This is a genomic window from Rhodoferax sp. UBA5149 (assembly GCF_002413825.1).
Taxonomy (GTDB): domain Bacteria; phylum Pseudomonadota; class Gammaproteobacteria; order Burkholderiales; family Burkholderiaceae_C; genus Rhodoferax.
Genome location: NZ_DHXT01000061.1, coordinates 1 through 12,538, shown reverse-complemented (window position 1 = coordinate 12,538; position 12,538 = coordinate 1). Strand labels below are relative to the sequence as shown.

Here is a 12,538-nt window from a genome sequence, read left to right as displayed (position 1 = left end):
GCCGGTGCGCCAGTGGGTGCTGTCGGTACCAACGAGGTTGCGCTACTTCATGCAGCGCGACGGGGCTGTTCTCAACATGGTGCTGCGTATCTTCCTGCGGGTCGGACCGGACCAACGATTTGGGTTGGCATCGCGGGTTACGGCATACACCTTGGTTCGGTCATTCAGAAGGGCTTGATCTGTTTGCTGCGGCAACAGCAGGCAGCCGCTATTTATTGGACAACGTGCCCGTCGCTGGGCAAACGTTGATCGAAATATGAATCCCGCGCTGCGCCCGCTCGTCCGCCTGACCGGCGCGGTAAGGCCGCACTGCGCTGCCAACACTAGTTTCCCCACAAAGTAGACAAGGGCACAGCCCACAAGCCATCACCCAGTGGCAAGGTCTCGAGTCCGTCATACAGCAGCACCCCCATCTTGAACTGAACACCCGCGACGCTGGCCAGCTTTTTCAGGCCACGCATATCGCTTTCATTGACGCTGGCGGCGGCTTTGACCTCGATGCCCACCAGTTGCCCGGCAGCGTTTTCGATTACCACATCCACCTCGAATTTGTCCAGATCACGGTAATACAACAGCCGGTAATCGCCCTCGGCGGTGGTGGTGTGTTTGAGCAACTCACCGTACACAAACGCCTCCAGCACATGGCCGAACCGGCTGCGGTTTTGCTGTATCTCAGTCGCATTAAGGTCGATCAGAGTCGCCAGCAACCCGGAGTCGATGAACTGCAGTTTGGGTGTTTTGACGATCCGTTTCAACTGGTTTCTGGCCCACACATCCACCCGTGTGAGCAAGTACATCTGTTCGAACACACCCACATAACGCGCTGCGGTTTTGCTGTCCAGACCCACCTGGCCGCCGAGTTGGGTGTAGTTGCACATCTGGCCGGATACCTGGGCCAGGCAGCGCAACAAGAGCGGCAAGTGGTCGAGCTTGTCGATGCCTGCCACGTCCAGCACATCGCGGGCAATGATTGCCTTGATGTACTGGCGCGCCCAGGCGGTTCGCCTGCGCGATGTGGCGCGCGAAATGGCCTCTGGATAGCCCCCTTGCAGCACAGCCTCGATCAAGGCGGCCGCCACAATCGGCGTAGACACCTTGAGCAGTTGCCCGGCAAAGGCGGCGTCAATCCAGTTGGCATCTGAGCCATGCAGTTCACTCTGTGACAGCGGCAATAAGGAGAGGGTTTCCATTCGGCCCGCCAAAGAGTCCGCCACGGTGGGTAGCAGCATCAGGTTGGCTGACCCGGTTAACAAAAAACGTCCGGGTCGCCGGTCCTCATCCACACTTTTTTTGATGGCGAGCAGGAGTTGCGGCGCACGTTGAATCTCATCGATCACAGCCCGGTCCAGGCTGCGGATCATGCCGGTGGGGTCCTGGCGGGCAGACAGCAGGGTCAATTCGTCATCCAGCGTTAGGTAGCGCACCCCAGGCTCGGCCGCCAGTTGGCGCACCAAGGTCGTCTTTCCTGACTGGCGCGGGCCAGCCAATAACACGACCGGGGTATCAGCCAAGGCCTCTTTGAGGCGGGCTTGGATGAGACGTGGGTAAAGCGTGCTTGCATTCATGGGTCGAATAATACCGCTAAATTCGGAATTTAGTTACGTAAAATACGGAATCATATGCCGTAAATATCGGAATAAAAATCTGTGAAATTCGGAGTTACTATACCGCCAGGCGCCGCTTTTGCCTTGTGGCCCGCGTGCGCCTGGGCGCTGCTACGGCCAGTCAGAGAACGTCGTGAAGCGCCAGAACGGCGAGGCCAACAAACTGCAGGACGGCGCCAACACACTCATGGATTGAACTGCTTCGGCCATAGCCGGGCGACGTGCTGGACACGGATGATCTGCACGGTGTCACCTTTCACGCGATAGGGCACCACGTAGTTTTCATGCACTACCAGTTCACGGGTGACGGGTACCCGGCCTAGCCGACCCAGAGCGGGGAACGCAACCAACAACTCTGTCTTTTCCTTGATTTCCCCGACGAAAGAGCTGGCTCGCGTGGGGTTGTCCTGTCCAATATAGGCGGCAATTTGATCCAGATTTCCAAGCGCCTTGCGCGTCCATCGAAGCTCCACGCTCAGTGCCCGTATTTGGCGTACACGGCGCGTACTTCTTCCGCCGTCGCGAACTCACCCTGATCTGCCTCTTGCAGGCCGGCTTGAATGTCCGCAATCTGCCATTGTTCCTGGCTTACATAACTTTTCAGGGCCTCTACGGTCAGGAAGCTTTTGCTGCGGCCCGTGGCTTGCACCAGCTGCTCCAACTGACCATGCAGCTCGACGGGGAGACGAACATTCAGAATTTTTTCGGCAGTGGACATGGCTTAAACCTCCAGAATCACGGCATTACAGTGTACGTCATACAAACGTTGCAAACACTCAACTTACCGCAACAAGGCTTCTTGAAGGATGGATTTCAATGGGTGACGTAGCGCTACAGCTTTGGCTTCTGCCTTGTTCAAACTCACAAGCATGTTGGCGCCGATTCGTTTTTGACCCAGGTGCCGACTTTGGACTGACCCACTCGCAAGGGCTGCCATCCCGCACCCAGCAACGAATACACGGCATCGCGCTGGGTCACGGGAAATCGGCAGCCTGGGTCCATTTGGCGTCGGCGCCAACAGTTAACCCGCCGAAGCGGCTCATCGGCGTAAGCACACCCACTCACGACGACAGTTGACAGCGACTTAATTTGTAGCTACATTGACGCTACGTACTGCAAGAAATCCAAACACTCAATTTAAATACTAAATCAAAAGCAAACGTAAAAACTTAGACGCAAACGCATCAACTACTTAATCACTCAATCACAAACACTATGCAAGCAGCAACGTATGGGAAGTCAGCTGAAATCCGTTCACGGATTGAGCCTGACTTGAAGAAACAATCTGCCGAAGTGCTCGCCGATTTGGGTCTTGACCTGAGCGGTGCCATCCGGTTGTTTCTGCGACAAGTGGTGGCAGTTCGCGGTTTGCCTTTTGAAATTCGCAAACCCACGCCAGAAACAGTTGCAGCCATGATCGAGGCCCGCGAAATAACGGCGGCACGTTTCGGCTCTGCGAAAGAACTTTTTGATGCGCTCGATAAAAAAACCGGTAAAGGCAAAACGCGCGCCTCTGCCAAAAAAGTCTGATCACACACGTCAATTTGGAAAGGATTGGGAGAAACTGACCCACTCAGGCAAGCAGGACATGCAGCGGCTCAAGGAAGCCATGATGCTGTTGATTGCCAATGAAGGGCCATTGCCAGCCGAATGGCTGGACCATGAGCTGGAAGGCGAATGGGCTGATCACCGTGAATGCCATGCAAAAGGTGATCTGCTGCTGATTTACCGCTTGCAGGCGGACAGTGTGATTTTTGTTCGTGCAGGCACGCACTCAGAACTGTTTGGGCGATAGCCACAAAGAAAGCAGTTGCATGAAATGGATGCATGCACGATTGGCAAAAAAATGGCGCCAAGTTGGCACATGGTGCCCAAAGAGCTGCGCAATGCCGCTTGCCGTTATCCGTTGGCTCTCAGCGCGGCGGCACCGTACTGCGCGTTCAGCATGGCCACATAAGCCTTGGCAAAAGTATGCACATCGCCCGGCCAGCGGGCCGAGAGGTAGTGGCTGTCTCGCACCACCCAGGCCGCGCGCGCGTCGTCCAGGCGGTCCCGCACCATGCCGCTGGTCTTGCGGGCGTGGTGTTCGGTGCCCGGTGGTACATCGCAAAAATCAGCGTCGTGCGCCAGCGCCCGTTTGACTTCCATTTCGACGCTCCAATAGCCCACGGGCTCGCCCTGGTCCTCGGTGTAGGTGCGGTAATAGGTGGCGTCCCAAAAGCGCGCCAGAAACCGGGTCAGCTGCCAGGCCGAACGCTCCAGCTTCCAGGTCAGGGCCGTGGTCTTGCGGCCATACAAGACCGACTTGCCGGTTTTGGGCGAGAGGGACCGCGCGGCCAGCAAGACGCCGTGGCAAATGGCCGCAACCGGCTTGGGCTGGCCCGCCGTGTCGTGTGATTCGAAGAAGTCGGCGACAAAGGCCTGCAGGCTGTGGCTCTCCAGGTACGGGCGCATGCCGCGTGCATGGCCGCCTGGCAGCACCAGGCCGTCGAAGTCCTGGCTGCGCAACGCTTCATAGCGTTTCGGGTGTAAAAAATTCGGGTCTTGTTCCAGCGCACGGTAGGTCTGGCGCGCGCCGGACTCGGCCCGCAGCAGCAGGCCAATCAAACGAATTTTTTTCAACACCGGCACCCAGCCCCAGGGGTCCAGCCCCTCGCCCGTGAGCATCCGCGGGTCGGCATGGGCGCGCCGTCCGTCAGGCGTGGCAAAGGTCACGCTGTGGCCGGCGGCCCGCACAATGCCCCAGGTGACGGCGACCTCGCTCGGGTCGAAGTCGTGGCTTGGCAGCGGCATGACAATGTTGAGTTTCTTCATGGTGAGCCCCTTGTCATGCGGCACCGGCAATCGTGCATTCACAACTGCCCAGCCAATCGGCGCTGACCCGTACCGTGTCGCCGGGCTGCAGAAAGCGCGGATTGGCGGCGGCACTGCGCACGGCCGCGCGTATGCGTTGGCGCCGCGCCAACAACAGAGCCAGCCTGCGCTTCCAGCGCGGCACCGACAGGGCGATGCCAGCCGGCGTGCCGGTCAGCACCAGGTCGTGCGCACGCAGGCAGCGCCCGGGGGCCACCACCGCCGCGACCTGCAGCATCTGCCGCAGCGTGTACAGCACGGTCCCGGTGGAGGCCGACTGGCGCAGTGTGCCGTTCACGTGTGTCCGCAAAACTACCTGCGGCAGTGCCTCCGGGCCGACGCCATCCGGGCACCAGACGCGTGGGCCGACGGGCAGAAAGCCGGGCAGGCTTTTGGCTGAGGACCAAAAGTCGAGTCGATTTGCCGTGCCTTCGCCGGCGATCTGGATGCTGCGCGCCGTCAGGTCATTGGCTAGAAAGAAACCCAGTCTGGGCAGCGGTGCGCCGGTGGCCAGGGCAGCCTCGGTCACCGGATCGAACAGGACCACGCCGATCTCGCCTTCGTAGTCGAGCAGAGGCGGGATGGCGCCCAAGCGCGGGGACAGCCAGGCGGCCAACGCGGGGTCCAGCGCTAGCAGCAGATCACACAGCGCCTGGGGCGTCGGCGTCGCGACGCGAGCCCCCTCGCCCGGCGTGGCGGCGCAGTGCTTCTGAAATACCACCGGCCGACCCGGCCTCTCACCGGTCTCACGGATGTGGTCGGCGTAGGTCAGCCCCAGGGCATAGGTGGCGCCCGTCGCCAAGTCGAACGGGATGAAGCGGCCAGCGGGCGGGGTGGCCGACAGCGGCGCCGCGGGGGATGGGCTCGACGCGGACAGGGGCACAGGCTTTACTCATAGAACAGGCTGTGGCAATATTATGAGTAATCACTCATATTTCATACTCGCATTTGCCCATGGCCACCACGTCCGCACTCAAGCCCCGCAAAGCGCCGCGCCAGGCCCGCTCCAAAGCCACGGTCGATGTGCTTCTGGACGCGACGGCTCGCGTTTTGGTGAGCGACGGCTACGCGGGCGCCAGCACCAACCGCATCGCGGAAAAGGCAGGGGTCAGCATTGGCTCGCTGTACCAGTACTTCCCGAGCAAGCAGGCGCTGGTCACGGCCCTGCGGCGTCGCCATGCCGAGCAGATGCTGGCCATGTTGGCGCACATGGGCGCGGGTGCCGCCGAGGCCAGCGCTGCGGACGCAGTCAAGATCCTGGTGCATGCCGTCATAGCGGCGCACCGGGTCGACCCGCAACTGCACCGGGTGTTGGGCCAGGAGGTACCACGTCCGTATGCGACCGACGGCCGCACCGATATCGAATCCGACATGCGGGCACTGACCAAGACCTTGCTGCAGGCGCACCGTGCCCACATCCTGCCCCCTGACCTGGACCTGGCCAGCTTGATGCTGTTCCACACGGTGGAGTCACTGGTGCATGCGGCGGTCATCGATGGCCGCCCCGCGTTCACGGTGGATATCCTGGAGCAGGAAATTTGCACCGTGGTGTTGCGTTATCTGGGACTTGATCAGAATAAAAACTAGCGCTAGCCCCCGTGAAATGGTCGCAAGCAGCTATCAATTCAGGAGTAACTGGTTTACCTGTGATGCGCAGATGGGCGAGGGTGTCGAAATCGAACTGGACTGGGATCTGGCGGCGCAAGCTGCACCTGAACTGCGAGGTCAATCAGCCTTACGGTCCGATTGAGATTGGACATTGCGAATTCAATCAGATGCCGAACACTCGTTGTGCATTACCAGCCAGGAAAGCTGTTTCAACAGGTTCTCCCAATGCCAGTTTATCGAGTCCGTCAAGCGCCTTTGCGGGCATTATCATGGGATAGTTGGTACCAAACAGCACCTTGCTTCGACCATGCCCACGCATGAATTCGATTAATTGGGCAGGGTATCGATTCACGGTATACGCGGACGTGTCGATGAAGACGTTTTCGTGCTTTGTTGCGACAGCAATCGCCTCATCCGTCCATGGGTACCCAATGTGCCCTGCAACGATTTTCAATTCAGGAAAGTCCAGTGCTACTTGGTCGATGTATATGGGGCGACCTACCTCGGAGGGCATCAGCGGGCCCGTATGACCAATTTGAGTGCAAAAAGGTATACCAAGTTCACAACAGGCCGTGTAGACCGGGTAAAAGCGACGGTCGGTAGGCGGCAACTCCCACAGCCAAGGCAAGACACGGATAGCCTTGAACCCCAGTTCGTTGATGCAGCGCCGAATTTCTCTGACTGCATTCATCGGCTTTGATATATCCACAGAGCCAACGCCAATTAAACGGTCAGGCGCCTGCGCAACAAAGCCAGCCACTTCTTCATTCGAAATCATCACGTTTCGGGGAGCTACCCACGCACTTATCAGGCTCTTCGAAACCCCTCCTTGGTCCATCATGGCAAGAGTTGCGGAAACGGGAAGCTGCTCTGTGGGAATGGAGGCCTTCGTCCAACGACGCAATGAGTCAAACATGGGGTCTTGGGTGTGTCGGAGGGTGGGGTGCTGTGCCCATGCATCAATAATCACGATTTGGTCCTTTTGTTGGCCGTTTTCGGTTGAGTTACCAATGCTCGAATGGCGCAGTTGGTGAAGAATTCCACGTGTTGCATCGGGTCAGAATCCGCTTGCGACGATAACCACACGCGACACAGCAATTGGGCAGGCCCGATGACTTGGCTGAAAAACGCTAGTGGAGGGGTGTTCTCCAACTCGCCCTTCTCAATAAGTGGTTTGCGCCATGCCTCGATGGCTTTGGCCAACACCATGTTTGTTGCCTGCCGTTCGACCTGAATCGGTGCCAGCCACTCCGAGCGTACTTGCTCAAACATGAACCGCGCTTCTGCGCGATGTGCGACAACCCAGCGTACATGGGCCGCAATCAACCACGCGATACCTTCCGGAGCAGTGGGGTTAATGGGCAGTTCCTCAACTAACGCTGCATGGTATGACCTCAGTGCCTCAAGAAAAAGAGTACCGGCCAGGCCCTCTTTCGACCCGAAGTGGTGGAAAAAGCTCCCATTGGACACTCCAGAAGATTGACATATTGCTGCAACCGTTGCGGCTTCATAGCCAACAAGGGTGAAGAAATTCAGGGCAGTGTCGAGGAGTGATTGACGAGTGGTGGACAAATGTTGTGATTCAAATTGCAATGGAGTAGTACTCTAGAGTAATACTCTGTTTTGCGCAAGCCACATCATCTGACTTGATGTCGTGAAATTCAAATTCTTGCACTGGTTGGAAATACGAGGGGCTTAAGTTTGGCTACTTTAGAGCGGAGCAAACGACCGCAACCCGCCTTGCCGTCCTAAAACGGGATATCCCCGTCGCAAAGGCCATCAGGGGCCGCTTAGCCCGTCCGACCATCACATGTCCATGTGTGCGCCCAGTCCACCTGGGCCTGTTCAGCAGGCAGGGTACGAAGCCGCAAGTAGGCCTCTGCCACGAGCCGGGGCCGCAGTGGCTCCACCAGATGACGGAAATGCGAGCTGCCGCCGCCATAACCGCGTTCTTGAACCATGATGTACAGCCGACTGGCCGCCAGGGTCGGGAACTTGGCCAGCGTCTCCTTGATGAATGGTGCGTACAGGTCAATCAATCGAGGCGGTTATCGCTGCGCGGTAGCCGCGACACGGCGGCAACGCCTATCGTGGTTTGACTGTGCGTTTCGCGACACGCGGCGGATTGGCCTTTGCCTCGCCGACCACGGTGGCGGCGCTTGCGTCGGACCCAGCGGCCGCCTCTTCCCGCAACCATGCAATGAACTGCTGAACCTCGGGGCGGCCGGACGCCTGCGATCCGCTGAGCGCAAAGTATCCGCGCGGCGAGTCGTAGCGTTTCGGCCATGGCATGACCAGGTCCCCGCGCGCCACCGCATGATCGATCAGCGGGCTGCGGCCCAGCGCGACACCCTGCCCGCTTACGGCCGCCTGCAGCAGCAGATCGTATTGGGAAAAGCGCAGGTTGCCAGCCGGCTTCAGATCGGATACGCCCGAGGATATGAGCCAGGTGTTCCAGTCGATCCAGGGCGTGCGGCCCAGCGGGTCCTCCAGATGCAGCAGGACGTGCCACTTCAGATCGGCAAGTCGGCGCAGCGGCCGGGCCCGGTCCTGCAACAACGCCGGGCTCACCACGGGCACGACGCGTTCGCCGAACAGGCACGTCGCATTGGCGGGCGCCCGCTCCTGCGCCGCAAAGCGCACGGCAACGTCGATCTCGCCGCGCTCCAGATCGACGATCTGGTTGTCCGCCGAAACAAACACCTCGACGTCCGGATGCGCCTGCCGAAACTTGGGTAAACGGGGAATCAGCCACAGGCTCGCGAACGAAATCGTGGTCGACAGGCTGACGCGGCGCACCCCGCGCCGGGCCCGAATGGACGCGACCGCCCGCGCGAGTTCTGCCAGCACCGCGCGTACCACCGGTTGCAGTGCTGCCCCCGCTTCAGTCAAGCGCAGTGCACGATGCCCGCGCACAAACAGCGGATGCCCGATCTGCTCTTCCAGCGTCTTGATTTGCCGGCTGAGCGCGGACTGGGTCAGGCACATTTCCGCGCCCGCCTGGGTGAAGCTCAGATGGCGCGCTGCGGCGTCAAAGCCTTTCAGGAAGTCGAGCGACGGAATTTCACGTGGTTTTGGCATGCTAAAACATCATGGCACAAGTGCCCATTTCCCGTTTGATCGGTTCCAGATCTGCAGGGATACTCCAACTATCAGCAACCGCCATGACCTATCGGACCCACTGCCATCGCATGCATTGTACGCATGCAAGAAAGGAGCCACCAATGAACCTCGTCGTCAACAATTCCGCCCTGCTGCTCGCGCGCTGGGATACCGTTGAACTGATCGACGCCGCCGGCGCCATGGCGTCCCTGGACCAGGGCTGCCTGTGGATTACGATGGATGGCGATATCCGCGACATCGTGCTCGGCGCCGGGCAGTCATGGACCGTCGAGCGCAATGGGCGCACGCTGCTGCACGCCGGAGCGCCGTCCACACTGCGCATCACCGAACCCGCCGTGGACCGCGTCCAGCGCCCGGGATTAACGCGCGCGCTCACAGCGGTTACCGGGTGGGTGGCGCGAACCCTTCGACGCACCAACGTGCCGGACTACTGAGCACCCCGAGCAAAATCAGGCGAGCCCATCGCTTTTCAGCCAGGCGGCGAGATGGTCTGCGGTCATGGGCCGGGCGAACAGGAAGCCCTGGGCCAGGGGACAGCCGAGCTCGGTCAATATGTCGGCCTGGCGTTCGTCCTCCACGCCCTCGGCAATCACGGCAAGGCCGAGATTGCGTCCGAGCTGGATAATCATTTCCGCAATGCTGCTGCCGCGCGATGAATTGGTGATTTCGATGACAAAGGCGCGATCGATCTTGATGCGGTCGGCCTGCAGTTGCTGCAGGTAGCTCAGGGACGAAAAGCCGGTGCCGAAATCGTCGATCGCGATGCTGACACCGGTTTGCTTGATTTGCCCCAGCAGCTCGATCAGGACGTCGGGGTCTTCCATGGCCATCGATTCGGTGATCTCAAGCTCGACGAACGCTGGCGGCGCATGGGTCTCGAGCAGAGCCTTATGCAGCGTGTCGAGGAAATGCGGATGCCGGAACTGCACCTGCGATACGTTGATCGACATCATGAAATCGACGAAGCCGAGACTGCGCAGCCGCACCAGTTCACGGCAGGCTTCGAGCATGACCCAGTTGCCGATGTCGATGATCATGCCGGAATATTCTGCGATCGGAATGAACAGGTCGGGGGGAATGAAAGTGCCGTCGGCAGTCTTCCAGCGCAGCAGCGCTTCCGCGCCGGTGGCCTGGCGCGTGGCCAGGTCGATCTGCGGCTGGTACACCACGAACAGGCGCTTTTCCTCGAATGCCGTGCGCAGCGCGTGCATCATGCGCACCCGCTCGCGCACATCGACCGCCATGCTGTGCGAAAAGTAGAAATGGCCGGCGCGCTGCTGCAATTTGGCACGCTTGAGCGCGATGTCGCCGTCCTTGAGCGCATCGGTGCCGCCGCCTTCATAATCGTGCAGATGCACCAAGCCGGTGGTGGCGGAGAGTTGCACGTCCTGCCCATCGATGCTGAACGGCTTTTCAAACTGCGCCAGGATCATCGGCGGATTGACCAGGTCGGCATGCCCGAGCACGCCGAAGGTGTCGCCGCTGATGCGCGCCACGACCAGTTGCTTGCCCGGATGCGATTGCAGGCGACCGGCAACGGCCAGCAGCAACAGGTCGCCGAACTGATGGCCTAGCGCGTCGTTGGTTTCGGAAAAATGATCGATGTCGACCAGCGCCAGGGTGGCTTCGCTGCGGGCGGGCGTGGCGAGCATCTCGTTGATGATCTCGACCATCCGGGTGCGGTTGGGCAACTTGGTCAAGGTATCGTAGAACGCAAAATGATGCAGGCGCGTCACCATCAATACGTTGTCGAGTCCGACCGAGATATTGCCGCAGAAGACTTCGAGCAGGCGCCGGTCGATATCGTCGAGCGGCGTGCGGGTGTTCAGGAATGCCGCGAAATCGCGCTTGGCCTTGCCGGCGAAGTACAGCGCGGAAAAGTCATCGCCGTAAATATTGCGCCGTTCGCGCAGTGCCTGGCCCAGCGCACCGGTGATGCGCGGATCGCCGATGGCGCTGATTGGCTGGTTGATGAAATCCAGGAAATTGCCGGCGGCGGCAATGACGAACAGTCCGGCTTCCTCGCCTTCCTCGCCGTCCAGGTTTTCCTGCACGCACAGGAGTCCTTCCGGGGTCAGGCTGAGCAGTCCGGCGATCTGGGTGATGACGCCGGCGGCAAAATTCTGCAAGCCCTGCAGCGCCATCAATTCGGTCCCGGCACGCACGATCAGGTCGAGCCCGCGTCGGCTCGCATTGATCGCGCGGATTTGTTCATAGGAGCGGATCGCTGCGGTGACGGTGGTGAACAGTTTGATGCGGGTGAGTTCGGATTTGGTTTTGTAATCGTTGATGTCGTAATCTCGGATCGCATCGATCTCGGGCGCGTAGCCCGGCTGGCCGGTGCGCAGGATGATGCGTACTTCCGTCATGCCCATGGTTTCACGGATATAGCGCACCAGTTGCAGGCCGGCGTCTTCCATTTCCATCACGACATCGAGAAGAATGACGGCAATGTCTCGTTCATTCTTGAGCAGGGCGCGCGCTTCGGCCGCCGAGAAGGCGTGCAGGAACTCCAGCGGCCGATGCTGCATTTCCAGGTTGCCGAGGGCGAAAGTGGTGGCCGAATGCACGTCGGCGTCGTCGTCGATGATCAGGACCCGCCAGACACCGGTGGCCCCGCGCGGCAGGTTGAATCCGTGCGCCGCGGTTTCGTCGAGGAATACCAAATCATCCTCTGGCGACGTCGATGTTGTCATGTGACAGTCTCCAAGAAATCGAATATCCCTGACCGGGGACAGTATATAAGCAACAAGCGGCTATCAACACGCCGTCTTCCTGGCTGGCGCTGCGCACGGCAGAAATAGATCAAAGCAGGTTCCGTGGCCCGGCTCGCTGCTGACAGTCAGGCGCCCGCCGAGAATTTCCTGCACCTGGTTATAGGCGACATACAGCCCCAGGCCGGTGCCACCCCGGCCGAATTTCGTCGTGAAGAAGGGATCGAAAATGCGGCTGATGCGATCGGCGGCGATGCCGTTGCCATCGTCGCGAAAGGACAGTTTCAACGCATCCTCGCCATCCTTGACGCTGTGGATCGTCATCGTGCCGGAAGGGCGTCCATCGAAGGCATGCATCAGCGCATTCGTCACGAAATTGGTCAGAACCTGACTGATGGCGCCGGGATAGCTGTCCATTTCGATCGACGAGTCGAGATCCAGCGCGATGTGGTACGGCGTTTTGCGAATCTGCGGACTGACGGCCGACAGGGTGTCGGAGATCACGTCCACCAGCTTGAAGCGCCGCCGGTTTTCGCTGACCTGATCGACGGCGAGCTGCTTGAAATGCCCGATGATGTCGGCTGCGCGCGTCAGGTTGCGTTCCAGTATGACGGTGATGTCTTCGGTGATTTGCAC

The 12,538-nt window shown here is 59.8% G+C and carries 15 protein-coding genes; 4 read left to right on the top strand and 11 right to left on the bottom strand.

Annotated features, from left to right (window positions below):
- Positions 1-323: 323 nt before the first annotated feature.
- The 3 genes from B3V69_RS04900 to B3V69_RS04890 form a co-directional block, all read right to left on the bottom strand.
- Positions 324-1,565 carry an ATP-binding protein gene (locus B3V69_RS04900; RefSeq protein ID WP_296444329.1) on the bottom strand — a complete coding sequence of 414 codons (1,242 nt, stop codon included), beginning with the start codon at positions 1,563-1,565 and terminating at the stop codon, positions 324-326.
- 224 nt (positions 1,566-1,789) lie between these two features.
- On the bottom strand, positions 1,790-2,077 hold the full coding sequence (locus B3V69_RS04895) for a type II toxin-antitoxin system RelE/ParE family toxin (protein WP_296444328.1): 288 nt from the start codon (positions 2,075-2,077) through the stop codon (positions 1,790-1,792).
- A 2-nt stretch (positions 2,078-2,079) separates the two neighbouring features.
- Positions 2,080-2,322, bottom strand: a complete 243-nt coding sequence (locus B3V69_RS04890) for a CopG family ribbon-helix-helix protein (RefSeq protein WP_296444327.1) — start codon at positions 2,320-2,322, stop codon at positions 2,080-2,082.
- A 497-nt stretch (positions 2,323-2,819) separates the two neighbouring features.
- Here B3V69_RS04890 and B3V69_RS04885 point away from each other — a divergent pair, with 497 nt between their 5' ends.
- Positions 2,820-3,134, top strand: coding sequence for a type II toxin-antitoxin system RelB/DinJ family antitoxin (locus B3V69_RS04885; protein WP_296444325.1), 315 nt, complete (start codon positions 2,820-2,822; stop codon positions 3,132-3,134).
- Entirely contained in the window at positions 3,076-3,399 is a 324-nt protein-coding gene (locus B3V69_RS04880) for a type II toxin-antitoxin system YafQ family toxin (protein WP_296444323.1), read from the top strand. The genes B3V69_RS04885 and B3V69_RS04880 overlap by 59 nt, the downstream gene beginning before the upstream one ends.
- A gap of 104 nt (positions 3,400-3,503) precedes the next feature.
- Here B3V69_RS04880 and B3V69_RS04875 read toward each other — a convergent pair whose 3' ends face one another.
- A complete protein-coding gene (locus B3V69_RS04875; protein WP_296444321.1) occupies positions 3,504-4,418 on the bottom strand; it encodes a type 1 glutamine amidotransferase domain-containing protein in 915 nt (304 codons plus the stop codon).
- A 13-nt stretch (positions 4,419-4,431) separates the two neighbouring features.
- On the bottom strand, positions 4,432-5,340 hold the full coding sequence (locus tag B3V69_RS04870; RefSeq protein WP_296444319.1) for a fumarylacetoacetate hydrolase family protein: 909 nt from the start codon (positions 5,338-5,340) through the stop codon (positions 4,432-4,434).
- Positions 5,341-5,411: 71 nt separating this feature from the next.
- Between B3V69_RS04870 and B3V69_RS04865 the strand changes: the two genes are divergently transcribed.
- A complete protein-coding gene (locus tag B3V69_RS04865) occupies positions 5,412-6,044 on the top strand; it encodes a TetR/AcrR family transcriptional regulator (protein ID WP_296444317.1) in 633 nt (210 codons plus the stop codon).
- A gap of 184 nt (positions 6,045-6,228) precedes the next feature.
- Here B3V69_RS04865 and B3V69_RS04860 read toward each other — a convergent pair whose 3' ends face one another.
- The 4 genes from B3V69_RS04860 to B3V69_RS04845 all read right to left on the bottom strand — a co-directional run bounded on the left by B3V69_RS04860 (position 6,229) and on the right by B3V69_RS04845 (position 9,146).
- On the bottom strand, positions 6,229-6,981 hold the full coding sequence (locus B3V69_RS04860; RefSeq protein ID WP_296444315.1) for an amidohydrolase family protein: 753 nt from the start codon (positions 6,979-6,981) through the stop codon (positions 6,229-6,231).
- Positions 6,982-7,031: 50 nt separating this feature from the next.
- The gene (locus B3V69_RS04855) at positions 7,032-7,658 is read right to left on the bottom strand and encodes a TetR/AcrR family transcriptional regulator (RefSeq protein ID WP_296444313.1); all 627 of its coding nucleotides are present in this window, start codon (positions 7,656-7,658) and stop codon (positions 7,032-7,034) included.
- Between the two features lie 197 nt (positions 7,659-7,855).
- Positions 7,856-8,104, bottom strand: coding sequence for a hypothetical protein (locus B3V69_RS04850; RefSeq protein WP_422662606.1), 249 nt, complete (start codon positions 8,102-8,104; stop codon positions 7,856-7,858).
- A gap of 46 nt (positions 8,105-8,150) precedes the next feature.
- On the bottom strand, positions 8,151-9,146 hold the full coding sequence (locus B3V69_RS04845) for a LysR substrate-binding domain-containing protein (protein ID WP_296444311.1): 996 nt from the start codon (positions 9,144-9,146) through the stop codon (positions 8,151-8,153).
- Positions 9,147-9,289: 143 nt separating this feature from the next.
- On the opposite strand from B3V69_RS04845, the gene B3V69_RS04840 reads away from it, so the two are divergent.
- Positions 9,290-9,622, top strand: coding sequence for a DUF2917 domain-containing protein (locus B3V69_RS04840; RefSeq protein WP_296444309.1), 333 nt, complete (start codon positions 9,290-9,292; stop codon positions 9,620-9,622).
- 15 nt (positions 9,623-9,637) lie between these two features.
- On the opposite strand, the gene B3V69_RS04835 is transcribed toward B3V69_RS04840, so the two are convergent.
- Positions 9,638-11,884 carry an EAL domain-containing response regulator gene (locus B3V69_RS04835; protein ID WP_296444307.1) on the bottom strand — a complete coding sequence of 749 codons (2,247 nt, stop codon included), beginning with the start codon at positions 11,882-11,884 and terminating at the stop codon, positions 9,638-9,640.
- Between the two features lie 63 nt (positions 11,885-11,947).
- The gene (locus B3V69_RS04830) at positions 11,948-12,538 is read right to left on the bottom strand and encodes a sensor histidine kinase (RefSeq protein WP_296444306.1); all 591 of its coding nucleotides are present in this window, start codon (positions 12,536-12,538) and stop codon (positions 11,948-11,950) included.